Genomic DNA, 22776 nt, shown 5'->3' with positions numbered 1-22776 from the left:
GAGCGACGTTCCGCGTTGATTGAACGTCTCCGTTGATGAACTCGGCGAGATCGCATCCTCGGTGAACGCCCGACCCCGCCGCACCGACTGTTGCATATCTCCACGCAGAGCCATATGCGACCGCCGGTGCCCGGCTGGCGGAGGGTGCTTGGCCACCCCTCTAGGCTGGTAGGTGCCATGCCAGATCCATCCACTTACCGCCCGGCCGCCGGCACGATTCCGGAGGCCCCGGGGGTTTACCGCTTCTCCGACCAGCACGGTCGGGTCATTTACGTCGGCAAGGCTAAGAGCCTGCGCAGCCGGCTCAACTCGTACTTCGCCGACCTCTCGAACCTGCACCCGCGCACCAGGCAGATGGTGACCACGGCGTCCGACGTCCAGTGGACGGTGGTCAGCACCGAGGTGGAGGCGCTCCAGCTCGAGTACAACTGGATCAAGGAGTTCGACCCCCGGTTCAACGTGCGGTACCGGGACGACAAGACCTACCCGGTGCTGGCCGTCACGCTGCACGAGGAGTTCCCCCGGCTGCACGTGTACCGGGGGCCCCGGCGCAAGGGCGTGCGCTACTTCGGGCCGTACTCGCACGCCTGGGCGATCCGGGAGACCCTGGACCTGCTCACCCGCGTGTTCCCCGCGCGCACCTGTTCCAACGGGGTGTTCCGCCGGCACGGCCAGATCGGCCGGCCCTGCCTGCTCGGGTACATCGACAAGTGTGCCGCGCCGTGCGTCGGCCGGGTGGACGCCGAGCAGCACCGGGCGATCGTGGAGGACTTCACCGAGTTCCTGTCCGGGCGCACCGACCGGATGATCCGGGACATGGAGCGCCGCATGGCGGCCGAGTCCGAGGCGCTGGAGTTCGAGAAGGCGGCCCGGCTGCGCGACAACATCGGCGCGCTGCGCAAGGCGCTGGAACGCCAGGCGGTGGTGCTCGGCGACGGCACGGACGCGGACGTGGTGGCGTTCGCGCAGGACGAGCTGGAAGCGGCCGTCCAGGTGTTCCACGTGCGCGGTGGCCGGGTGCGCGGCGAGCGCGGCTGGGTGATCGAGAAGGTGGAAGACACAGCGGGCGCGGCCAACTTGGTGGAGCGCTTCCTCACCCAGTTCTACGGCGAGCAGGCCGCGCTGGCCGGCTCGGCCGACGACGCCATCCAGCCGGTGCCCAAGGAGATCCTGGTGCCGGAGCTGCCGGACGACGTGGACTCGCTGACCGAGTGGCTGTCCGGGCTGCGCGGTTCGCGGGTGCGGGTGCGGGTGGCCCAGCGGGGGGACAAGCGGGCGCTGGCCGAGACGGTGGCGCGCAACGCCGCCGAGGCGTTCACCCAGCACAAGCTGCGCCGGGCCGGCGACCTGACCGCGCGGTCCGCCGCGCTGACCGAGATCCAGGAGGCGCTCGGCCTGGACTCGGCGCCGCTGCGCATCGAGTGCGTGGACGTCAGCCACGTGCAGGGCAGCGACGTGGTCGCCTCGCTGGTGGTGTTCGAGGACGGGCTGGCCCGCAAGTCCGAGTATCGCCGCTTCGAGGTGCGCGACGGTGCCCAGGGCGGGGATGTGGCGTCCATCGCCGAGGTCACCCGGCGGCGGTTCAAGCGCTACCTGGCCGAGCGGGACCGACCGACCGACGGCGCCAACCCGGGCATCGACCCGGACACCGGACGTCCCCGCAAGTTCGCCTACCCGCCCAACCTGTTCGTGGTCGACGGCGGCGCGCCGCAGGTCGAGGCGGCCTCCGACGTGCTGGCCGAGCTGGGCGTCACCGACGTCGCGGTGTGCGGGCTGGCCAAGCGGCTGGAGGAGGTCTGGATGCCCGGCGACCCGGACCCGGTGATCCTGCCGCGCACCAGCGAGGGGCTCTACCTGATGCAGCGGGTGCGGGACGAGGCGCACCGGTTCGCCATCACCTACCACCGGCAGAAGCGGTCCAAGCGGATGACCGCGTCCGAGCTCGACGCGGTTCCGGGCCTGGGGGAGACCCGGCGCACCGCGCTGCTGCGGCACTTCGGCTCGCTGCGCAAGCTCCGCCAGGCCGACCTGACGGAGATCGCCTCGGTGCCCGGCATGGGTCCGCGCACCGCCGCCGCCGTGCTCGCCGCGCTGCACAGCGAAACAGACATCAAGGGGGAGTCATGACCAATCCGACGGGTATCGAGGTGGCGCTGGTCAGCGGGTTATCCGGGGCCGGCCGCAGCACCGCGGCCAAGGTGCTGGAGGACCTGGGCTGGTTCGTGGTGGACAACCTGCCGCCCGAGCTGATCACCACCATGGTGGAGCTGGGCGCCAAGGCGCGCGGCGAGATCACCCGGGTCGCGGTGGTGATGGACGTGCGCAGCCGCGCGTTCACCAACGACCTGGCCTCGGTGATCAAGGACCTGGACGCCCAGGGCTACAAGCCCCGGCTGCTGTTCCTGGAGGCCAGCGACCAGGCGCTGATCCGCCGGTTCGAACACGTCCGCCGAGGCCACCCGCTGCAGGGCAGCGGCCGGCTGGCCGACGGCATCGCGGCCGAGCGGGAGCTGCTCGGACCCCTGCGCAACGCGGCCGACCTGGTGCTGGACACCAGCGCGCTGTCGGTGCACCAGCTGCGGGCGGCCATCGAGCGCGACTTCGGCAACGAGCTGTCCAGCCACACCAGGGTCACCGTGCTGTCGTTCGGCTACAAGTACGGCCTGCCGATGGACTCCGACCTGGTGGTGGACCTGCGCTTCCTGCCCAACCCGCACTGGATACCCGAGCTGCGGGAGTTCACCGGCAAGGACCCGGCGGTGCGCGACTACGTGCTCTCCCAGGAGGGCGCGGAGGAGTTCCTGGGCCGCTACCTGGAGCTGCTGCGGCTGGTGAACGGCGGTTACCGGCGGGAGGGCAAGCGGTACCTCACGGTGTCCATCGGCTGCACCGGCGGTAAGCACCGCAGCGTGGCCGTCGCCGAGGAGCTGGCCCGCCGGCTGCACGGCGAGGACGGAATAACGGTCAGTGTCAGCCACCGGGACCTGGGACGCGAGTGAACCCTTCCAATACTCGAGCCGTCGCCCTCGGCCGGGCTGATGCGCCGAGGGCGGTCGCCCTCGGCGGCGGCCACGGCCTGTACGCCACCCTGAGTGCGCTGCGGTTGATCACCGAGGCAGTGACCGCCGTGGTCACCGTGGCCGACGACGGCGGCTCCTCGGGGCGGCTGCGCGGGGAGCTGGGGGTGCTGCCGCCGGGGGACCTCCGGATGGCGCTCACCGCGCTGGCCAACGGCAATCCGACCGGCACTCGATGGAGCGAACTTTTCCAGCATCGCTTCGCCGGCACCGGCGCGCTGGCCGGGCACGCGGTGGGCAACCTTTTACTGGCCGGCCTGATCGACCTGACCGGTGACCCGGTGGCCGCGCTGGACGAGGCCTGCCGGCTGCTCGAGGTGCGCGGCCGGGTACTCCCGATGAGCGAGGAACCGCTGGTCATCGAGGCCGAGGTGGTCGGTCTGGGGTCCGACCCGGACGCGGTCAGCCGGATCCGGGGGCAGGTCGCCGTGGCCAGCACGCCCGGCCGGGTGCGCCGGGTCTGGCTGCAGCCGGCCGAGCCCAAGGCCTGCCACCAGGCCGTCGACGCGGTGCTCGGCGCCGAACTGGTGCTGCTCGGCCCCGGATCCTGGTTCACCAGCGTGTTGCCGCACCTCATGGTGCCCGAGCTCCGGCGGGCGCTGCTGGAAACGCCGGCCCGCCGGGTGGTCGTGCTCAACCTGGCGCCGCAGCCGGGGGAGACCGCCGGGTTCTCCCCGGAACAGCACTTGGACGTACTCTGCCAGCACGCACCGGAGCTGCGCATCGACGCGGTGCTCGCGGACTCCGGCGCGGTCCCGGTGCCGGAGCGCCTGCAACGCTCCGCTTCGGCGCTGGGCGCGCGGGCTGTGCTGGCCCCGATCGGTGAACCGGACGGCTCACCGAGGCACAATCCCGCGGCGCTGGCGGAAGCGGTCCGCTCGGTCCTGGCCGAGTTCGGGCCGTGGGGGACAGCCGGCCGAAAGGAGACAACAGGGTGATCACCGCGGCGGCGGACGAGGAGAACGCAGTGAAGGCCTCGGAGGAGATGCAGGAGACACAGTGGCGATGACGGCTTCGGTGAAAGATGAGCTCAGCCGGCTGTCGGTGACCAAGCCGTGTTGTCGGCGGTCCGAGCTGTCCTCGCTGCTGCGGTTCGCCGGCGGCCTGCACATCGTGGGCGGCAAGGTGGTGATCGAGGCCGAGGTGGACACCGGCTCGGTGGCCCGGCGGCTGCGCCGCGAGGTGCACGACCTCTACGGGCACACCTCCGAGGTGCAGGTGATCAGCTCCGGCGGGCTGCGCCGGGGCGCCCGGTACGTGATCCGGGTGGTGCGCGACGGCGCCGGCCTGGCCCGCCAGACCGGCCTGCTGGACCTGCGCGGCCGTCCGGTGCGCGGGCTGCCGCCGCAGGTGGTCTCCGGCGGCCTGTGCGACGCCGAGGCGGCCTGGCGCGGTGCCTTCCTGGCCCACGGCTCGCTGACCGAGCCCGGCCGCAGCTCCGCCCTGGAGGTCACCTGCCCGGGCCCGGAAGCGGCGCTGGCACTGGTCGGCGCGGCCCGCCGGCTGGGCGTGACCGCGAAGGCCCGCGAGGTGCGCGGCGCGGACCGGGTGGTGGTGCGCGACGGCGACGCCATCGGCGCGCTGCTCACCCGGCTGGGCGCGCACTCCTCGGTGCTGGCCTGGGAGGAGCGCCGGATGCGCCGCGAGGTGCGGGCCACCGCGAACCGGCTGGCCAACTTCGACGACGCCAACCTGCGCCGGTCCGCGCGGGCCGCCGTGGCCGCGTCCGCGCGGGTGCGCCGCGCGCTGGACCTGCTCGGCGCGGACGTGCCGGACCACCTGATGGCCGCCGGCAAGCTGCGCCTGGAGCACACCCAGGCCTCCCTGGAGGAGCTGGGCCAGCTCTCCGACCCGCCGATGACCAAGGACGCGGTGGCCGGCCGGATCCGGCGGCTGCTGCACATGGCCGACAAGCGGGCGGCGGAGATGGGCTTGCCGGACACCGAGTCGGCGGTCACCGCCGACATGCTCGCCGACGCCTGACCTTTACCGTCGTTAACGTGGTCCAGGTCCCTCGCGGGGTCTGGCCGCCCACACGGGCAGGTACTGTTGCGCGCGATAAGCTGAGACGCATCTAGAACGATCCAGAACCTGACAGACACGGGAGGCACGCGTGGTTCGGGTAGGCGTGAACGGCTTCGGCCGCATCGGGCGGAACTTCTGGCGAGCCGTCAACGCACAAGTAGCCCAGGGCAATGCCGACATCGAGATCGTCGCGGTGAACGACATCACCGACAACGGCACCCTGGCCCACCTGCTCAAGTACGACTCCATCCTGGGCAAGCTGCCCTACACGGTGACCTCCACCGACAGCGAGATCGTGGTCGACGGCAAGGGCTTCAAGGGCCTGGCCGTGCGGGACCCCGCCGAGCTGCCCTGGAAGGACCTCGGCGTGGACATCGTCGTGGAGTCCACCGGCCTGTTCACCAAGCGCGAGGCGGCGTCGAAGCACCTGGACGCCGGGGCCAAGAAGGTGATCATCTCCGCGCCGGCCTCCGGTGAGGACATCACCATCGTCAAGGGCGTGAACGACTCGGCCTACGACGGCTCGCAGGACATCGTCTCCAACGCGTCCTGCACCACGAACTGCGCGGCGCCGCTGGCCAAGGTGCTCGACGACCTGCTGGGGATCGAGAAGGGTCTGATGACCACGATCCACGCCTACACGCAGGACCAGAACCTGCAGGACGGTCCGCACAAGGACAAGCGCCGCGCCCGCGCCGCCGCGCTCAACATCGTGCCGACCACCACCGGCGCCGCCAAGGCGATCGGGCTGGTCCTGCCGCACCTGAAGGGCAAGCTCGACGGCTACTCGCTGCGCGTGCCGATCCCCACCGGCTCGATCACCGACCTCGTGGTCGAGGTGCGCCGGGAGGCCAGCGCGGAGGAGATCAACGCCGCCTACCGGGCGGCCGCCGAGGGCCCGCTCAAGGGCGTCCTGTCCTACAACGAGGACCCGATCGTCTCCTCCGACATCGTCACCGACCCGGCGTCCTGCATCTTCGATGCGCCGCTGACCAAGGTGATCGGAAACCAGGTGAAGGTGTTCGGCTGGTACGACAACGAGTGGGGCTACTCGAACCGCCTGGTGGACATCACCTCGCTGGTGGCGTCCAAGCTGTGAAGACGCTCGAAGACCTGATCGGCGAGGGCGTTCGGGGCCGGACCGTGTTGGTGCGGTCCGACCTGAACGTCCCGCTGGACGGCACCCGGATCACCGACGCCGGCCGGATCAAGGCGTCCGTGCCGACCATCTGGGCGCTGGTCGGCGCCGGGGCGCGGGTGATCGTGACCGCGCACCTGGGCCGGCCGAAGAACGGCCCGGACGCGAGCCTGTCCCTGGCCCCGGTGGCCACCCGCCTGGGCGAGCTGCTGGACCGCCCGGTCCGGCTGTTCACCCTGGCCGAGGGCGCCCCGGAGCTGGCGGACGGCGAGGTCGCGCTGCTGGAGAACATCCGGTTCGACCCGCGCGAGACCGCCAAGGACGACCTCGAGCGGGGCGCGCTGGCCGCCGACCTGGCCGCGCTGACCGGCGCCGGCGGCGCCTTCGTCTCCGACGGCTTCGGCGTGGTGCACCGCAAGCAGGCCTCGGTGTACGACATCGCCAAGCTGCTGCCCGCCTACACCGGCGGCCTGGTCAGCGCCGAGGTCGAGGTGCTCCGCCGGCTCACCGAGGACCCGGCCCGGCCGTACGCGGTGGTGCTGGGCGGCTCCAAGGTGTCGGACAAGCTCGCGGTGATCGAGGCGCTGCTGCCCCGGGTGGACTCGCTGCTGGTCGGCGGGGGGATGTGCTTCACCTTCCTGGCCGCGCGCGGCCACGGCGTGGGCAAGTCGCTGCTGGAGGCCGATCAGGTCGACAACTGCCGGCGCCTGCTCGAGTCGGGCAAGATCGTGCTGCCCACCGACGTGGTGGTCGCCGACGCGTTCGCCGCCGACGCGAACACCCGCACGGTCCCGGTGGACGCCATCCCGGACGGCTGGATGGGCCTGGACATCGGCCCGGACAGCGTGGCCGGCTTCGCCAAGGCGCTGTCCGGGGCCAGGACGGTGTTCTGGAACGGCCCGATGGGCGTGTTCGAGCTGGCCCCGTTCGCCGCCGGTACCCGGGACGTGGCCCAGGCCATCCTGGACGTGACCGCCGCCGGCGCGTTCAGCGTGGTCGGCGGGGGTGACTCGGCGGCCGCTGTGCGCGCGCTGGAGCTGTACGAGGACGGTTTCTCCCACATATCAACCGGCGGCGGTGCATCGCTGGAGTACCTGGAGGGCAAGGCGCTGCCCGGCCTTTCCGTATTGGAGGCCTAGATGGCAAGGAAGCCGCTGATCGCCGGCAACTGGAAGATGAACCTCAACCACCTCGAGGCCATCGCCCTGGTGCAGAAGTTCGCCTTCGCGCTGCCGGAGAAGTACTACAAGAAGATCGACGTCGCGGTGCTGCCGCCGTTCACGCACATCCGCAGCATCCAGACCATGATCGACGGTGACGAGCTGCCGCTGGTGCACGGCGCCCAGGACATCGCGCCGAAGGACTCCGGCGCTTTCACCGGCGACGTCTCCGGCCCGATGCTGGCCAAGCTGGGGTGCACCTACGTGGTGGTCGGCCACTCCGAGCGGCGGGAGATCCACGGCGAGGACGACGCCCTGGTCAACGCCAAGGTGAAGGCCGCGCTGCGCAATGGGATCACCCCGATCCTGTGCGTCGGCGAGGGCCTGCCGGTGCGCGAGGAGGGCGGCCACGTGGCGCACTGCTCCGCGCAGCTGGACGCGGCGCTGGCCCGGATCACCGCCGAGCAGGCGGCCGGCATCGTGATCGCCTACGAGCCGATCTGGGCGATCGGGACCGGCCGGGTGGCCACCCCCACGGACGCCCAGGAGGTGTGTGGCGCGCTGCGGGCCCAGGTGGCCAAGCGCTACGACGACGTCACCGCCGAGGCCGTGCGGGTGCTCTACGGCGGCTCGGTGAAGTCCGGCAGCATCGGCGAGCTGGTGGCCGAGCCGGACATCGACGGCGCGCTGGTCGGTGGGGCCAGCCTGGACGCGGACGAGTTCGCCAAGCTCTGCGCGATCGCCGCGGGCGGCCCGCTGCCCTGATCCACCACCCGGTACTCTGATAGCTCGCGCCGGAGTTCTCCTGCCCTGGGAACCTTCGGCGCGGGGAACACCGCGTTGTAGTCGGATGAGGATGGCATGATACTCGCCCTGCAGATCGTTTTGATCATTTCCAGTGTGCTGCTGGTGCTGCTGATTCTGCTGCACCGGGGCCGGGGCGGCGGGTTGTCCTCTCTGTTCGGCGGTGGCATGCAGTCCAGCCTCTCCGGGTCTGCGCGGGCGGAGAAGAATCTGGACCGAATCACGCTGTTCGTCGGCGCGATCTGGGTGGTCGCGATCGTCGGCACAGGTCTATTGGTGAAGCTCGGCAGCTGAATTCCCCGCGCGTGGGGCCGAGCTCGGGAACAACAGGCAGAGGTTCGCATGGCCGGTGGAAACGCGATCCGGGGAACTCGGGTCGGCGCGGGTCCGATGGGTGAGTCAGAGCGGGGCGAGACGGCGCCCCGGGTGCGGGTCTCGTACTGGTGCGCGAATGGACACCAGACAACACCCGCATTCGCGTGTGAAGCGGAGCAACCGGAGTTCTGGGACTGCCCTCGCTGCGGGCTGCCCGCTGGGCAGTCCCACGAGGCGCCGCCCGCTCCGCCACGGAACGAGCCGTACAAGACGCACCTGGCGTACGTCAAGGAACGGCGCAGCGACGCGGACGGGGCGGCCATCCTGGAGGAGGCCCTCAACCGGCTGCGCAAGCACCGCGAAGAGGTCTGAGCTTGGGTTTGCGCGTGAGCCTGCGGGCCAAGCTGGTCCGTGTGGTGGAGGAGGTCGTCGCGCGCCAGCAGGCCCGGCAGGCCGAGGAGCTCCGCCGGGAACTGGACGCGCTCCGCGCGGACTTCCGGGCGGAGGCGGACCGGGTGATCGAGTTCGCCCGGGGCGTGGAGATCCGGGATCGGCGTGACCTTTTCGCCGCCGGCGAGCGCGCGGCCGCGGCCGAGAGCGCGGAGTTCGCCCGGGTGGAGATGGCGGCCGCCCGGGCCTTCCCGAGCCCGGTCGCCACCCTGGAACACGCCCTGACACTGGTGGACGGGCCGGGGATGGCGCTGGAGTTCGGGGTGGCCACCGGCACCACACTGAAGATCATCGCGGCCGGTTGCGCGGAGGCCGGCCGGGAGGTGTACGGGTTCGACTCGTTCGCCGGGCTGCCGGAGGACTGGCGGCCCGGCTTCCCGACCGGCGCGTTCGGCGTGCCGGCACCGCCCGATGTGCCCGGTGCCGAGCTGGTGGTCGGTCTCTTCGACGACACGCTGCCCGGGTTCCTCGCCGAGCACCCCGGCCCGGTGGCGTTCCTGCACGTGGACGCCGACCTGTACTCGTCCACCCGCACCGTGTTGGAGTTGGTCGGTCCCCGGTTGCGGCCGGGGAGCGTGATCGTGTTCGACGAGTACTTCAACTACCCGGGCTGGAAAGAGCACGAGCACCGGGCCTGGCGGGAGTACGTGGCGGAGTCCGGCGCGCGATTCCGGTACGAGGGCTACACGCTGGACAACGAGCAGGTAACCGTCCGCATCCTGGACTGACCCGTCGCGGTTTGGGGCGGTGCCGGTTCTAAGGAAGGCTTGGACGGCGCGGCTGGGCTGGTCTTCCGCGGCTTGGGTGCCGCCCGTAGCGTTTCGCTCGGGTGAGTTGGTGTTTTGGTTACGGAACGTGGCCGGATTACGGGCCGCTGGGGCGGTCGTCTTCATCGAGTGGTCGCTGAGTCCCTGTTGATCATGGGGAATACCGGACTCAGCCAGCACTCGGCGAGGGCCGGCGGCGCGGACCACGCCGGAAGGCGGGCCGGTCGTGACGGAGCGTAGCGGGCGGCGCTCCCGAGTCCGAACCCAGCGCAAGAGGCCGCACCCAAGCCGCGGCAGACCAGCCCAGCCGCGCCGTCCAAGCCGGTTTGAGAACCGGCACCGCCACTCAACGCGCGGAGAAGGAGAGCTTCCGGCCGGGCATCGGCTGTTCTAACGTCGGCGGGGTGACTCGCTGGACAATGTCGCCCGAGCAGATCCCGTCCGCGTGGTTCAACGTGGCTCCACACCTGTCGGCGCCCCTGCAACCGCCGCTGCACCCGGCCACCCGGGAGCCGGTCGGCCCCGACGACCTGGCGCCGCTGTTCCCCATGGCGCTGATCGGCCAGGAGGTCAGCACGGAGCTGTGGATCGACATCCCCGGCGAGGTGCTGGACATCCTGCGCCTGTGGCGGCCCACCCCGCTGGTCCGGGCGGTCCGGCTGGAGCGGGAGCTGGATACCCCGGCGCGGATCTACTTCAAGGACGAGTCGGTGTCCCCGGCCGGCAGCCACAAGCCGAACACGGCGGTCGCCCAGGCGTACTACAACCAGGCCGAGGGCATCGCCCGGCTGACCACGGAGACCGGTGCCGGCCAGTGGGGCACCGCGCTGTCCTTCGCCTGCGCGCAGTTCGACCTGGACCTGCAGGTGTACATGGTGCGGGCCTCGTTCGAGCAGAAGCCGTACCGGAAGGTGGCCATGCAGACCTGGGGCGGCGCGGTGGTGCCGTCGCCGGTCGACGACCCCGGCCACCCCGGCTCGCTGGGCGCGGCGATCTCCGACGCGGTGCGCGACGCGGTGGGCCGGGCGGACACGCACTACGCGCTGGGCTCGGTGCTCAACCACGTGCTGCTGCACCAGACGGTGATCGGCCTGGAGGCCCGCGAGCAACTGGAGATGGCCGGTGAGCGGCTGCCGGACGTGGTGATCGCGCCCTGCGGCGGCGGCTCCAACCTGGGCGGGATCACCTTCCCGTTCGTGCCGGAGGAGGGCGTGCGGCTGCTCGCCGTCGAACCCACGTCCTGCCCGACGCTCACCCAGGGCCGGTTCGACTACGACTTCGGCGATGTCGCCGGGCTGACCCCGCTGCTGCCGATGTACACGCTGGGCCACGATTTCGTGCCGCCGCCGATCCACGCCGGCGGGCTGCGCTACCACGGCGACTCGGCGATCATCTCCGCACTGGTCCGGGACGGCCGGATGGAGGCCGTGGCCTACCCGCAGAACAAGGTGTTCGAGGCGGCCATGCAGTTCACGCGCGCCGAGGGCAAGCTGCCGGCACCGGAGGCGGCGCACGCGGTGCGGGCGGCGGTGGACGAGGCGCTGGCGGCCAAGGAGACCGGCGAGGAGAAGGTCATCCTGTTCAACTACAGCGGGCACGGCCTGCTCGACCTGGGCGCCTACGAGGACTACCTGGCCGGCCGCCTGCCCGACGAGTAGCGACGATTAGCTCAGGCCCGGGGCGCGCCGTGCCGGCCGGCGCCGGCGGCGAACGCGGCCGCGCCCGCCGTGGCGTCGGCGCCGAGAGACACCATGCCGTGGGCGAACTCGTGCACCAGTGCCTCGCGCTCGGTCTGGCCGTGCTGGCCGAGCAGGGAAAGCCGGTCCTGGCGTAGGCAGGTCTGCGGGTGCTCGGCCAGCTCGGCGCCGAGCTTCTCGGCCGCCTCCCGCGCCGTTCCGGTGGGCACCACCCGGTTGGCCAGCCCGATGCTCAGCGCCTCCTCGGCCTCCACCGGCCGGCCGGTGAGGACCAGGTCCATGGCCCGGCTGGTGCCGATCAGCCGGGGCAGCCGGACCGTCCCGCCGTCGATCAGCGGCACGCCCCAGCGCCGGCAGAACACGCCGAACACCGCGTCCTCCTCGACCACCCGCAGGTCGCACCAGAGGGCCAGCTCCAGCCCGCCGGCCACCGCGTAGCCGCTCACCGCCGCGATCACCGGCTTGGACAGCACCATCCGGGTCGGCCCCATCGGGCCGTCCGCGTCCGCCGCCGGGTCGATCCGGTTGCCCCGGTCCGTGCTCATGGCCTTCAGGTCGGCGCCCGCGCAGAACGTGCCGCCCTCGCCCCACAGCACCGCCACCGAGGCACTCGGGTCGGCCTCGAACGCACGGAACGCGCGGACCAGCGCGTCGGCGGTGGGGCGGTCCACCGCGTTGCGGACATCCGGGCGGGACAGGATGACCGTACGCACCGCACCGGTCTGCTCGACCCGCACCGGAGGCTCTGTGTTCATGGCGTCACGTTAGCCGCGGCAGGGGTGCCACGCCTACCACCGGGGTGCCTTGCCACGCCGTGGGCCGATGATTCCACACCCTCGGCGCCGGTCCTATCCGGTGTGGGAGTGCCCACGGCGACGAGAGGAACCGGCGTGAACCTACCGAAGATCGTTTCCCGGGAAGAGTGGCGGGACGCCAGGGTGGCGTTGCTGGCCGAGGAGAAGGCGCACACCCGCGCCCGGGATGCGCTCAGCGAGCGGCGGCGGCAGCTGCCCATGGTCCTGGTGGACAAGCCGTACGAGTTCGAGGGTCCGGCCGGTCGGGTCGGCCTGCTCGACCTGTTCGAGGGGCGCGGCCAGCTGATCGTGCAGCACCTGATGTTCGGGCCGGGCTGGGAGGCGCCCTGCTCCGGCTGCTCCTACCACGCCGACAACGTCGGGCAGCTGGCTCACCTGAACGCCCGGGACACCACGTTCGCCGCGGTGTCCCGCGCGCCGCTGGCCGAGCTGGAGGCGTTCCGCGAGCGGATCGGCTGGACCTTCCCCTGGTACTCGTCCTTCGGCAGCGACTTCAACTACGACTTCCACGTCACGCTGGACGAGTCGGTGGCGCCGATCGAGTGGAACTACCGCAACAAGGAGGAGCTGGCCGAGGCCGGGCTCGGGTTCATCGCGGAGATGGACGAGCTGAACGGCCTGAGCGTGTTCCTGCGCGACGGCGAGCAGGTCTTCCACACCTACACAACCTACGGCCGGGGCGTGGACACGCTGCTGAACACCTACAACTACCTGGACCTGACCCCGCTGGGCCGCCGCGAGGGCTGGGGCGGCACCCCGGACCTGGACGGCAAGGGCATGGACTGGATCCGCCACCACGACCGGTACTAGCGTCGCCCGCGCACGCCGAACTGGGGGTGCGCTCGGCAAGCGCTCCGCGCTGGTCAGATCAGGGGCGGGGCCAGGTCGCGGGGGAGCTTGCTCGCGGCCTCCCGGTCCAGCACCCAGAGCGTGCGGCGCAGCCCGCGCGCGCCGGCCGCCGGCAGCTGGATCTCCCCGGCGCCGCGCAGGGCCATGGCCACCACGGCGGCCTTGCTCGCGCCGGTGGTGAGCAGCCACACCTCGGCCGAGCGGCGGATGGCCGGCAGGGTCAGGGTGATCCGGGTGGGCGGCGGCTTGGGGCTGCCCTGCACCGCGACCACGGTGCGCTCGGTCTCGTAGGCGGCCGGCGAGCTGGGGAAGATGGAGCCGGTGTGCCCCTCCTCGCCGACGCCGAGCAGGCACACGTCCAGCCGGGGCACCGGGCCGTGGTCCTCCGGGCTGGCCTGTGCGGCCAGCTCGCGGGCGTAGGCCTCGGCGGCGCCCTCCGCGTCGTCGCGCCAGCGGTCGTCGGCGGCCGGCATGGGGTGCACCCGCGCCGGGTCGACCGGCACGTGGTCCAGCAGCGCCGCCCGGGCCTGGGTGTCGTTGCGGTCCGGGTGGCCGGGCGGCAGGAACCGCTCGTCGCCCCAGTAGATGTCCACCTTGGACCAGTCCACGGCATCCCGGGCCGGTGAGCGGCGCAGCTGTTCCAGCACCGCGATGCCGGTGCGGCCGCCGGTGAGCACCACCGAGGCCACGCCCCGGGCGTGCTGGACGTCCACCAGCCGGACCGTCAACCGGGCCGCCGCGGCGGCCGCCACCAGCTCCGGGTTGGCGTGCACCACCACCTGGGTGGAGCTCACTTGCGCGCACCCGCCGGGGCGCGGCCCCGGGTGATCTTGGCCAGGCCGGCCAGCGCCCGCTCGTAGCTCTCGTCGGCGTCCAGCCGGCGCAGCTCCTCGGCCAGGCACTCGCGCACCGGCCGGCGGGCCAGGGTGACCAGGCGGTCCGGCTGGCCGGGCTGGGTGAGGGTGCCGACCTTGGCGTCCGGGCGGACCAGCGAGATCGGCCCGGAGGGGCGGTCGAGCCGCACCGAGTGCATGCCGCCGACCGCGCCGACCTTGGTCCGCTTCACCGGTACGGACAGCCGGCCGGCCAGCCAGCCGGCGAGCAGGTCGGTGGACGCGGAGTCCGGTTCGCCGTCCACCACGGCACCGGTGATCTCCTCGAACGGCGGCTGATCCAGTGCGGCGGTGAGCATGGCCCGCCACAGGGTGAGCCGGGTCCAGGCCAGGTCGGTGTCACCCGGCACGTACGCGGCGGTGCGCTGCTCCAGCGCCTTGACCGGGTTCTTCTCGGCCGCCGCATCGGTGATCCGGCGGTTGGCCAGCCGGCCGACCGGGTCCTCGGCCGGCACCGCGGGAGCCACCCCCGGCCACCACGCCACCACCGGGGCGTCCGGCAGCAGCATCGGGATGGTCATGCCGGCGCAGGCCTCGGCCGAGGCCAGCGGGCCGTAGCCGCGCAGCACGATCACCTCGCTGGCGCCGGCGTCGCCGCCCACCCGGATCTGCGCGTCCAGCCGGGGCGCGGCCTTCTTCGCCCCCCGGACCAGCACGATGACCCGGCAGGGGTGCATCCGGCTGGCCTCGTTGGCCGCCTCGATGGCCTCCTCGGTGTTGGTGCTGTCGTCGGTGATCACCACGAAGGTGAGCACCCGGCCCAGCGCCAGCACGCCGCCCTGCTCGCGCAGCTCCACCAGTTTCCGGCTGACCTGCTGCGTCGAGGTTGCCGGCATGTCAACGATCATCGTTCGCCTCTCTCGGCCGATCGATCGGCTACGGCCGGCGCCAGACGCGGCCGGTGCGGGTCATCAGGGCGTCGGCGCTGTGCGGACCCCAGGTGCCGGCGGGGTAGGGCTCCGGCGTGCCCTCGGCCGCCCAGCGCTCCAGGACCGGGTCCAGGATCTGCCAGGATCGCTCGACCTCGGCGTTCACCGGGAACAGGCTCGGCTCGCCGAGCAGGACGTCCAGGATGAGCCGCTCGTAGGCCTCCGGAGAGTCCTCGGTGAAGGACAGGCCGTAGCCGAAGTCCATGTTGACGTCCCGCACCTCCATGGTGCTGCCGGGCACCTTGGAGCCGAACCGCATCGTCACCCCCTCGTCCGGCTGCACCCGGATGACCAGCGCGTTCTGCCCCAGCTCCTCGGTCATGGTCTCGTCGAAGGGCAGGTGCGGGGCGCGCTTGAACACCACCGCGATCTCGGTCACGCGCCGGCCGAGGCGCTTGCCGGTGCGCAGGTAGAAGGGCACCCCGGCCCAGCGGCGGGAGTCCACCTCGAGGGTGATCGCGGCGTAGGTCTCGGTGGTCGAGTTCGGGTTGTAGCCCTCCTCGTCCTTCAGCCCGACCACCTGCTCGCCGCCCTGCCAGCCCGCCGCGTACTGGCCGCGCGCGGTGGTCTGGTCCAGCGGCTGGACCAGCTTGGTGGCCCGCAGCACCTTGATCTTCTCCCCGCGCAGCTCCTCGGGGGAGAAGGAGACCGGCTCCTCCATCGCGGTGAACGCGAGCAGTTGCAGCAGGTGGTTCTGGATCACGTCCCGGGCCGCGCCGATGCCGTCGTAATAGCCGGCCCGGCCACCCAGGCCGATGTCCTCGGCCATGGTGATCTGCACGTGGTCCACGTAGTTGGCGTTCCAGATCGGCTCGAACAGCTGGTTGGCGAAGCGCAGGGCCAGGATGTTCTGCACCGTCTCCTTGCCGAGGTAGTGGTCGATGCGGAACACCGACTCCTCGGGGAACACGTCGTTCACGATGGCGTTTAGCTCGCGGGCCGACTGCAGGTCGTGCCCGAACGGCTTCTCGATCACCACCCGGCGCCACTGGCCCGGGGTGTCCTGGTTGGCCAGGCCGGACCGGGCCAGCTGCTTGCACACCACCGGGAACGCGCCGGGCGGGATGGACAGGTAGAAGGCGTGGTTGCCGTTGGTTCCGCGCTCCCGGTCCAGCGCGTGCACGGTGTCACAGAGCCGGTCGAACGCCTCGTCGTCGTCGAAGGTGCCCTGCACGAACCGGATGCCCTCGGCCAGCCGGTCCCACACCGCCTGCCGGAACGGGGTCCGGGCGTGCTCCCGCACGGCGTCGTGGACGACCTTGCCGAAGTCCTCGTCCGCCCAGTCCCGGCGGGCGAACCCGACCAGCGCGAACCCCGGTGGCAGCAGGCCCCGGTTGGCCAGGTCGTACACCGCGGGCATCAGCTTCTTGCGCGCCAGGTCGCCGGTCACCCCGAAGATCACCAGGCCGCACGGCCCGGCGATCCGGGGCAACCGCTTGTCCCGGGGATCGCGCAGCGGGTTGGTCCAACCTTCCGGCGGGGTGTCCGGTCCCACAGGATCGGTCATGGGGTGCTGCCTCCCGAGTACTCAGTCAGCTCTGTGTCTCCCGCGTGCGCCGAACTGGGCGCACGCTCGGCCGGCGCGGTCCGCGCTAGACGGCCGCGATCGCGGTGGCCAGCTGGACCAGCCCCGCTTCCCGGTCCGTGAGGTTCAACCGCAACACCGGCCGGCCGTGTTCCGCCAGCACGTTCGCGTCCCCGAGGGCCTGCGCCCGCTGCAGGCCGGCCAGCGCATACGGCCGGTCGGGGACGGTCAGGTCGGACCGGACCGATCCGGTGAGCTGAAGGTACACGCCGTTCTGGTGCCCGCCCTTGTGGTACTGGCCGGTCGAGTGCAGGAACCGTGGACCCCACCCGAACGTGGTCTGCAGCCCGGAAGCCCGGGCCAGCTCGCCGCGCAGCACGGCCACCGAGGCGTCCGCGATGCGGTCCAGGTAGGCCTGCACGGCCAGGTAGCCCCGGTCGGGGGCGGCGGCGAGGAGCGCACCGATCGCACCGGCCACCGTCTCCGGCTTGCCGGCCGGCAGCCAGTCGCCGGCGTAGACCTCGATCGCGCCCTCGGTGAACGCGGGTGCGTCCCCGCCCGCGTCCGGCGGCGCGTCCAGCAGCGCGCGGGCGGCGGCCTTGGCCGCCTCCACGTCCGGCTGGTCGAACGGGTTGATGCCGATCAGCCGGCCGGCCACGACCGTTGCGTACTCCCAGAGCAGGAACATCCCGCCCAGCGGACCGGAGCTGCTCAGCAGTGCGCCTGACGTGTCCGTGCCCAGGGCGACCGGCGTGGCGTCCGGCCCGGCGTCGGCGAACCCGGGCGCGGTGGCCGACTCCACCACCACCGGGAGCAGGCCGACGCCCTGCTTGCCGGTGGACTCGGCGATCAGCTGCTCGGCCCAGTCGCCGAAGCCGACGATCCCCGAGCCGGTGTCCGCGAACACCACTTTCTCGGCGCCGGCGGCGTGCCGGGCGGCCAGCGCTGCCCCGAGCACCAGGCCCGGGTTCTCCGCCGCGTCCCGGCCCAGCACCTCGGCGGCCGCCGAGGCGTCGTCCAGCAGCCCGCCGATGTCCGCGCCGGCCAGGCCGGCCGGGACCAGCCCGAACGCGGTCAGCGCGGAGTAGCGCCCGCCGACCCCGGGGTCGGCGTTGATCACGGTGAGGCCGGCCTCCTCGGCCCGCGCCTGCAGCGGCGAGCCGGGGTCGGTGACCACCACGATGTGCCCCGCCGGGTCCAGCCCGGCCTCCCGGAACGCCCGGGTGAAGATCCGGTAGTGGCTGTCCGTCTCCACCGTCGAGCCGGACTTCGAGGACACCACCAGCACGGTGGCCGCCAGGTCGCCGGCCAGGGCGTCCTCCACCTGGCCCGGGTCGGTGGTGTCCAGCACGGTGAGCGGGCGCACCTCGGTGCGGCAGATCACCTCGGGGGCCAGCGAGGAGCCGCCCATGCCGGCCAGCACCACCCGGTGCACGCCGGCGGCGTTGAGCCGCTCGCGCAGCGCGGTCACCTCGGCGACCAGCGGGCGGGACGTGGTGGCCAGGTCCACCCAGTCGAGCCGCTTGCCCGCCTCCGACTCGGCGTCCGGCCCCCACAGCGTGGCGTCCTTGGCGGCGATCCGGGAGGCGACCTTGTCGGCCACCAGGTCTTCGGTCAGCTTGGCCGCCCCGGCGGCCAGCCCGGAGTCGGCGATGCGCAGGTCGAGGTCACTCACTTCGCGGCCGCCAGCTGCTCGCCGACGGTGTCCATCAGCTCGTCCCAGCTGGCGGCGAACTTCTCCACGCCCTCGCGCTCGAGTACCGCGAACACGTCCGGGATGTCTACCCCGACGCCGGACAGCGCGTCGAACACCCGCTGGGCGTCCTCGTCGGCGCCGGTCACCCGGTCGCCCTGGACCTCACCGTGGTCCGCGAACGCCTCCAGGGTCGCCTGCGGCATGGTGTTCACCGTGTCCGCGACCACCAGTTCGGTCACGTAGAGGGTGTCCGGGTAGGCCTTGTTCTTCACGCCGGTGGAGGCCCACAACGGGCGCTGCGGCTGCCCGCCCTCCGCCGCCAGCGCGGCCCACCGGGCCGAGCCGAACACCTCGCGGAACGCCGCGTGGGCCAGCCGGGCGTTGGCCACGGCGGCCTTGCCGCGCAGCTCCAGCGCCTCCGGGGTGCCGATCTTCTCCAGCCGGGGGTCCACCTCGGTGTCCACCCGGGACACGAAGAACGAGGCCACCGAGCGGATCGAGGTCAGCGGGTGGCCGTTGGCCCTGGCCCGCTCCATGCCCTCCAGATAGGCGTCCATCACCTGCCGGTACCGCTCGATGGAGAAGATCAGCGTGACGTTCACGCTGACCCCCTCGCCGATCGCCCGGGTGATCGCCGGCAGCCCCTCCAGGGTGGCCGGGATCTTCACCATCAGGTTCGGCCGGTCCACCGCCTTCCACAGGTCCAGCGCCTGCGCGGCGGTGGCGTCGGTGTCGTGGGCCAGGCCGGGGTCCACCTCCAGGGAGACCCGGCCGTCGGTCCCGCCGCTGGTCTCCCAGGTGCCGGAGAGCACGTCGCAGGCGCGCTGCACGTCGGCCACGGTGATCTCGCGCACCGCGTCGGCCACCGAGGCGCCCCGCGCGGCCAGCTCGTGCACCTGCGCGTCGTAGGCGGCGCCGTCGGACAGCGCCTTGGCGAAGATCGTCGGGTTGGTGGTCACCCCGACCACCTGCCAGTCCCGGACCAGCTCGAGCAGGTTGTTGGAGTCCAGGCGTTCGCGGGAAAGGTCGTCCAGCCAGATGGATACGCCGGCCTCGCTCAGCGCGGCCAGCTTCGCGTGCTTGGTCATGGGTTCTGCCCTCCTCTGAATTGATTGACCGAGGCCAAGTGGGTGGTTACTTGCCCTTCGCCAGGGACGACCGGGCGGCGGCGACGACGCTGTCGACCGTGATGCCGAACTTCTCGTAAAGGGTCTGGTAGTCGGCGCTGGCCCCGTAGTGGTCGATGCCGACGATCTCGCCCCGGTCCCCGACCAGCCGGTACCAGGTGATCGGGTGCGCGGCCTCGACGGCCACCCGCGCGGTTACCTCGGGCGGCAGCACGGTGCGCCGGTAGGCCTCGTCCTGCCGGTCGAACCACTCCAGGCAGGGCACCGAGACCACCCGGGCGGAGACCCCCTCGGCGGCCAGCCGCTCCCGGGCGCCCACCGCGAGCTGCACCTCCGACCCGGTGGCCAGGATGATCACCTTGCTCGCCCCGGGGGACGGATCCTGGAAGTCGGACAGCACGTAGGCGCCCTTGGCCACGCCGTCCGCGCTGGTGCCCTCCAGGACCGGCAGGTTCTGCCGGGACAGCGCCAGGCCGGCCGGTCCGTCGGTGTCGGCCAGCACCGCGCGCAGCGCGTAGGCGGTCTCGTTGGCGTCCGCCGGGCGCACCACGTGCATGCCGGGGATCACCCGCAGCGCGGGCAGGTGTTCGATCGGCTGGTGGGTGGGGCCGTCCTCGCCCAGGCCGATCGAGTCGTGCGTCCACACGTAGATCACCGGCAGCTTCATCAGCGCGGCCAGCCGCACCGACGGGCGCATGTAGTCGCTGAACACCAGGAAGGTGCCGCCGTAGACCCGGGTGCCGCCGTGCAGCGTGATGCCGTTCAGCACCGCGCCCATGGCGTGCTCGCGCACCCCGAAGTGCAGCGTGCGGCCGTACGGGCTGGATTTGCCCCACTCCCGGGTCTCCACCGTGTCCGGGCCGAACGACGGGGCGCCCTCGATGGTGGTGTTGTTGCTCTCCGCCAGGTCGGCCGAGCCGCCCCACAGCTCGGGCAGCGCGTCGGCGACACCGTTCAGCGCGGCGCCGAACGCCTTCCGGGTGGCCACGCCCTTGACGTTCTTCTCGTCCGCCGGGTCCCAGCTGGGCAGCCCGGCCTCCCAGCCGGCGGGCAGCTCGCGGCGGCGCAGCCGGTCCAGCAGCGCGGCGCGCTCCGGGTTGGCCTGCGCCCAGGTGTCGAACCGCAGCTGCCAGTCGGCGTGCGCCTGCTGGCCCCGGCCCAGTACCGCGCGGGCGTGCTCGAGCACCTTGTCCTCGACCACGAAGCTCTGCTCGGGGTCGAAGTCCAGTGCCCGCTTCACGCCGGCCACCTCGTCGGCGCCCAGCGCGGCGCCGTGCGCCTTGCCGGTGTTCATCTTGTTCGGCGCCGGGTAGCCGATCACCGTGCGCAGCGCGATGAAGCTGGGCCGGTCGGTGACCGCGTTGGCCGCCTCGATGGCCGCCTCGATCGCGGTCACGTCCTCACCGCCGTGCACCTTCTGCACGTGCCAGCCGTAGGCCTCGTAGCGGGCCGCCACGTCCTCGGACAGCGCGACCGTGGTGTCGTCCTCGATGGAGATGTGGTTGTCGTCGTAGATCACCGTCAGGTTGCCCAGCTGCTGGCGGCCGGCCAGCGAGGAGGCCTCCGAGGTGACGCCCTCCTCGATGTCACCGTCCGAGGCCAGCACGTAGATCTGGTGGTCGAACGGGCTCTCGCCGAGCGGGGCGTCCGGGTCGAGCAGGCCGCGCTCCCGCCGGGCGGCCATGGCCATGCCGACCGCCGAGGCCAGCCCCTGGCCCAGCGGCCCGGTGGTCATCTCCACGCCCGGGGTGTGGCCGTGCTCCGGGTGGCCGGGGGTCTGCGAGTCCCAGGTGCGCAGGGCCTTCAGGTCGTCCAGCGTCATGCCGTAGCCGGACAGGTAGAGCTGGAGGTACAGCGTCAGGCTGGAGTGGCCGCAGGACAGCACGAACCGGTCCCGGCCGATCCAGTCCGGGTCGCTCGGGTCGTGCCGCATCACCCGCTGGAAAAGGGCGTAGGCGGTCGGGGCGAGGCTCATTGCGGTGCCGGGATGCCCGTTGCCCTTGTGCTGGACGGCGTCGGCGGCCAGCACCCGGATCGTGTCCACCGCTCGGGTGTCCAGCTCGGTCCAGTCCGCCGGCAGGCGACTCCGGGTGAGGTCGGCGAGAGTGATGTCTGACACGAGAGGAGTGCTCCTGACCTAGCTCTGGGCCTTGTAGCCGATGTTCCGCCGTGCGGCTTGTATCGATACAGATCCTGCCACTTATGAAGCCACCACGTCTGTTACGTGCGGCCATGTTCAATCTATGCGGTTTCCACTGAGAAGCGTCGTCCCGGTAGTGCGGCCGGGGCTAGAACTACCCGGCAATCGTTGCGCAAACACCCGAGAGATAGCATCGGGCCGCCGGCTGGCCGATCTGCTCGGGCCAGCGGCCGGCCTTCCCGAGGCCGTTACCCGAACTGACGGTCATGTGAGGTGCTCGAGGTGTGCCGAACAGGGCGGACGTGCGCCCCGTGCTGAGTCCGTCGGCGCCCAGCGCCCCGCTCCCACCCGCCACGAAGCGCGGCTTCGCGGTGCTGCGCGCATACCTGGCGCTGACCAAGACACGGATCATCGAGCAGCTGCTGGTGGTCACCGTGCCGGCCATGTTCCTGGCCGAGCGGCGGGCCGGCGGCGGCTCCATCCCCTCGGTCTGGCTGCTGGTGGCGACGCTGCTGGGCGGCGCCGTGGCGGCGGCCAGCGCGCACGCGCTGAACTGCGTGGTGGACGCGGACATCGACGCGAAGATGAAGCGCACCCAGGGGCGGCCGCTGGCCACCGACCAGGTGCCGCGCTCGCACGCGCTGGTCTTCGGCCTGGTGCTGGGCGTGATCAGCGCGGTGTGGCTGGGGCTGACCACGAACTGGCTGGCCGCCGCGCTGGCGGTGGCCGCGATCGCGTTCTACGTGCTGGTCTACACGCTGCTGCTGAAGCGGCGCACCGCGCAGAACATCGTCTGGGGCGGCGCGGCCGGCTGCATGCCGGTGGTGATCGGCTGGGCGGCGGTGACCGGGCGGGTGGACTGGCCGGCCCTGGTCATGTTCGGCGTGATCTTCTTCTGGACGCCGCCGCACTTCTGGGCGCTGGCCATGCGGTACCGGGACGACTACGCCGCCGCGGGTGTGCCCATGCTGCCCGTGGTGGCCGAGCCGGTGGCTGTGTCGCGGCGGATCGTGGCCTACTCCTGGACCATGGCGCTGTGGTCGCTGCTGCTGTTGCCGGTGACCTCCTGGGTCTACGGCGCGGTCGCGGTGATCTGCGGCGCCTGGTTCGTGGTGATGGCGCACCGGCTGCACGCCGCCGTCCGGGCCGGCCAACCGGCCCGCCCGATGCGGCTGTTCCACCTGTCCAACACCTACCTGTGCGTGCTGTTCATCACCGTCGCACTGGACGCCGCGTTCGGCCTTCCGGTCCTCACCTGGCCGTTCTAGCCCCGATACATGATCAGCAGGGGCATAGCGGCCCTGATGTCCTGATGACCATGTCGTCGTGTAGGGGTGATCGCTGTCCGTGGCGGTTTAGCCTCGATTTT

General features: G+C 72.0%; 20 protein-coding genes. 13 read left to right on the top strand and 7 right to left on the bottom strand.

What is annotated here, in order from left to right; translation table 11 throughout:
- The first annotated feature begins 177 nt into the window (after window positions 1-177).
- The 11 genes from uvrC (at window position 178) to ABEB12_RS37380 (ending at window position 11394) form a co-directional block, all read left to right on the top strand.
- Complete coding sequence (gene uvrC, locus ABEB12_RS37430) at window positions 178-2127, top strand: excinuclease ABC subunit UvrC (RefSeq protein ID WP_185060616.1); 1950 nt, start codon at window positions 178-180, stop codon at window positions 2125-2127.
- Window positions 2124-2999, top strand: coding sequence for an RNase adapter RapZ (rapZ, locus tag ABEB12_RS37425; RefSeq protein ID WP_185060617.1), 876 nt, complete (start codon window positions 2124-2126; stop codon window positions 2997-2999). Before uvrC ends, rapZ begins: the two co-directional genes overlap by 4 nt.
- A complete protein-coding gene (locus ABEB12_RS37420) occupies window positions 2996-4015 on the top strand; it encodes a uridine diphosphate-N-acetylglucosamine-binding protein YvcK (RefSeq protein WP_185060618.1) in 1020 nt (339 codons plus the stop codon). The genes rapZ and ABEB12_RS37420 overlap by 4 nt, the downstream gene beginning before the upstream one ends.
- A 61-nt stretch (window positions 4016-4076) precedes the next feature.
- Window positions 4077-5060, top strand: a complete 984-nt coding sequence (gene whiA / locus ABEB12_RS37415) for a DNA-binding protein WhiA (RefSeq protein ID WP_185060619.1) — start codon at window positions 4077-4079, stop codon at window positions 5058-5060.
- Window positions 5061-5190: 130 nt separating this feature from the next.
- Window positions 5191-6201, top strand: coding sequence for a type I glyceraldehyde-3-phosphate dehydrogenase (gap, locus tag ABEB12_RS37410; protein ID WP_185060620.1), 1011 nt, complete (start codon window positions 5191-5193; stop codon window positions 6199-6201).
- Window positions 6198-7379, top strand: a complete 1182-nt coding sequence (locus ABEB12_RS37405; RefSeq protein ID WP_185060621.1) for a phosphoglycerate kinase — start codon at window positions 6198-6200, stop codon at window positions 7377-7379. The genes gap and ABEB12_RS37405 overlap by 4 nt, the downstream gene beginning before the upstream one ends.
- Entirely contained in the window at window positions 7380-8165 is a 786-nt protein-coding gene (tpiA, locus tag ABEB12_RS37400) for a triose-phosphate isomerase (RefSeq protein ID WP_185060622.1), read from the top strand.
- A gap of 96 nt (window positions 8166-8261) precedes the next feature.
- The gene (secG, locus tag ABEB12_RS37395) at window positions 8262-8498 is read left to right on the top strand and encodes a preprotein translocase subunit SecG (protein ID WP_185060623.1); all 237 of its coding nucleotides are present in this window, start codon (window positions 8262-8264) and stop codon (window positions 8496-8498) included.
- A gap of 48 nt (window positions 8499-8546) precedes the next feature.
- Window positions 8547-8891 carry an RNA polymerase-binding protein RbpA gene (locus tag ABEB12_RS37390; protein ID WP_185060624.1) on the top strand — a complete coding sequence of 115 codons (345 nt, stop codon included), beginning with the start codon at window positions 8547-8549 and terminating at the stop codon, window positions 8889-8891.
- A gap of 8 nt (window positions 8892-8899) precedes the next feature.
- Window positions 8900-9697 (top strand): class I SAM-dependent methyltransferase, encoded by a 798-nt coding sequence (locus ABEB12_RS37385; protein WP_425572311.1) that lies wholly within the window; start codon window positions 8900-8902, stop codon window positions 9695-9697.
- Between the two features lie 458 nt (window positions 9698-10155).
- The gene (locus tag ABEB12_RS37380) at window positions 10156-11394 is read left to right on the top strand and encodes a TrpB-like pyridoxal phosphate-dependent enzyme (protein WP_185061355.1); all 1239 of its coding nucleotides are present in this window, start codon (window positions 10156-10158) and stop codon (window positions 11392-11394) included.
- Window positions 11395-11405: 11 nt separating this feature from the next.
- Here the strand turns inward: ABEB12_RS37380 and ABEB12_RS37375 are convergent, their stop codons facing one another.
- The gene (locus tag ABEB12_RS37375) at window positions 11406-12188 is read right to left on the bottom strand and encodes a crotonase/enoyl-CoA hydratase family protein (protein ID WP_185060625.1); all 783 of its coding nucleotides are present in this window, start codon (window positions 12186-12188) and stop codon (window positions 11406-11408) included.
- A gap of 135 nt (window positions 12189-12323) precedes the next feature.
- Here ABEB12_RS37375 and ABEB12_RS37370 point away from each other — a divergent pair, with 135 nt between their 5' ends.
- Window positions 12324-13058: a DUF899 family protein gene (locus ABEB12_RS37370; protein WP_185060626.1), complete on the top strand. Its 735-nt coding sequence runs from the start codon at window positions 12324-12326 to the stop codon at window positions 13056-13058.
- A gap of 53 nt (window positions 13059-13111) precedes the next feature.
- Here ABEB12_RS37370 and pgl read toward each other — a convergent pair whose 3' ends face one another.
- The 6 genes from pgl to tkt all read right to left on the bottom strand — a co-directional run bounded on the left by pgl (window position 13112) and on the right by tkt (window position 21386).
- Entirely contained in the window at window positions 13112-13891 is a 780-nt protein-coding gene (gene pgl / locus ABEB12_RS37365) for a 6-phosphogluconolactonase (protein ID WP_185060627.1), read from the bottom strand.
- Complete coding sequence (opcA, locus tag ABEB12_RS37360) at window positions 13888-14838, bottom strand: glucose-6-phosphate dehydrogenase assembly protein OpcA (RefSeq protein ID WP_185060628.1); 951 nt, start codon at window positions 14836-14838, stop codon at window positions 13888-13890. Before opcA ends, pgl begins: the two co-directional genes overlap by 4 nt.
- 28 nt (window positions 14839-14866) lie before the next feature.
- Window positions 14867-16426 carry a glucose-6-phosphate dehydrogenase gene (gene zwf / locus ABEB12_RS37355; protein WP_185060629.1) on the bottom strand — a complete coding sequence of 520 codons (1560 nt, stop codon included), beginning with the start codon at window positions 16424-16426 and terminating at the stop codon, window positions 14867-14869.
- Between the two features lie 85 nt (window positions 16427-16511).
- Window positions 16512-18119 (bottom strand): glucose-6-phosphate isomerase, encoded by a 1608-nt coding sequence (locus tag ABEB12_RS37350; RefSeq protein ID WP_185060630.1) that lies wholly within the window; start codon window positions 18117-18119, stop codon window positions 16512-16514.
- Window positions 18116-19228, bottom strand: a complete 1113-nt coding sequence (tal, locus tag ABEB12_RS37345; protein ID WP_185060631.1) for a transaldolase — start codon at window positions 19226-19228, stop codon at window positions 18116-18118. Before tal ends, ABEB12_RS37350 begins: the two co-directional genes overlap by 4 nt.
- 46 nt (window positions 19229-19274) lie before the next feature.
- Window positions 19275-21386: a transketolase gene (tkt, locus tag ABEB12_RS37340; protein WP_185060632.1), complete on the bottom strand. Its 2112-nt coding sequence runs from the start codon at window positions 21384-21386 to the stop codon at window positions 19275-19277.
- Between the two features lie 335 nt (window positions 21387-21721).
- On the opposite strand from tkt, the gene ABEB12_RS37335 reads away from it, so the two are divergent.
- On the top strand, window positions 21722-22675 hold the full coding sequence (locus tag ABEB12_RS37335) for a heme o synthase (protein WP_221498090.1): 954 nt from the start codon (window positions 21722-21724) through the stop codon (window positions 22673-22675).
- Window positions 22676-22776: the final 101 nt, after the last annotated feature.

Source organism: Actinospineispora eucalypti (assembly GCF_039543365.1).
In the GTDB taxonomy this organism is placed as follows: domain Bacteria; phylum Actinomycetota; class Actinomycetes; order Mycobacteriales; family Pseudonocardiaceae; genus Pseudonocardia; species Pseudonocardia eucalypti.
The sequence above is the reverse complement of the archived record's forward strand: the minus strand, read 5'-3'. Positions and strand labels throughout refer to the sequence as shown.

Bases quoted from the DNA above. Each gene is read 5' to 3' on its own strand.
- uvrC (WP_185060616.1), top strand. From the start codon at position 178: ATGCCAGATCCATCCACTTACCGCCCGGCCGCCGGCACGATTCCGGAG.
- rapZ (WP_185060617.1), top strand. From the start codon at position 2,124: ATGACCAATCCGACGGGTATCGAGGTGGCGCTGGTCAGCGGGTTATCC.
- tpiA (WP_185060622.1), top strand. From the start codon at position 7,380: ATGGCAAGGAAGCCGCTGATCGCCGGCAACTGGAAGATGAACCTCAAC.
- secG (WP_185060623.1), top strand. From the start codon at position 8,262: ATGATACTCGCCCTGCAGATCGTTTTGATCATTTCCAGTGTGCTGCTG.
- ABEB12_RS37390 (WP_185060624.1), top strand. From the start codon at position 8,547: ATGGCCGGTGGAAACGCGATCCGGGGAACTCGGGTCGGCGCGGGTCCG.
- ABEB12_RS37380 (WP_185061355.1), top strand. From the start codon at position 10,156: ATGTCGCCCGAGCAGATCCCGTCCGCGTGGTTCAACGTGGCTCCACAC.
- ABEB12_RS37375 (WP_185060625.1), bottom strand. From the start codon at position 12,188: ATGAACACAGAGCCTCCGGTGCGGGTCGAGCAGACCGGTGCGGTGCGT.
- opcA (WP_185060628.1), bottom strand. From the start codon at position 14,838: ATGATCGTTGACATGCCGGCAACCTCGACGCAGCAGGTCAGCCGGAAA.
- zwf (WP_185060629.1), bottom strand. From the start codon at position 16,426: ATGACCGATCCTGTGGGACCGGACACCCCGCCGGAAGGTTGGACCAAC.
- tal (WP_185060631.1), bottom strand. From the start codon at position 19,228: ATGACCAAGCACGCGAAGCTGGCCGCGCTGAGCGAGGCCGGCGTATCC.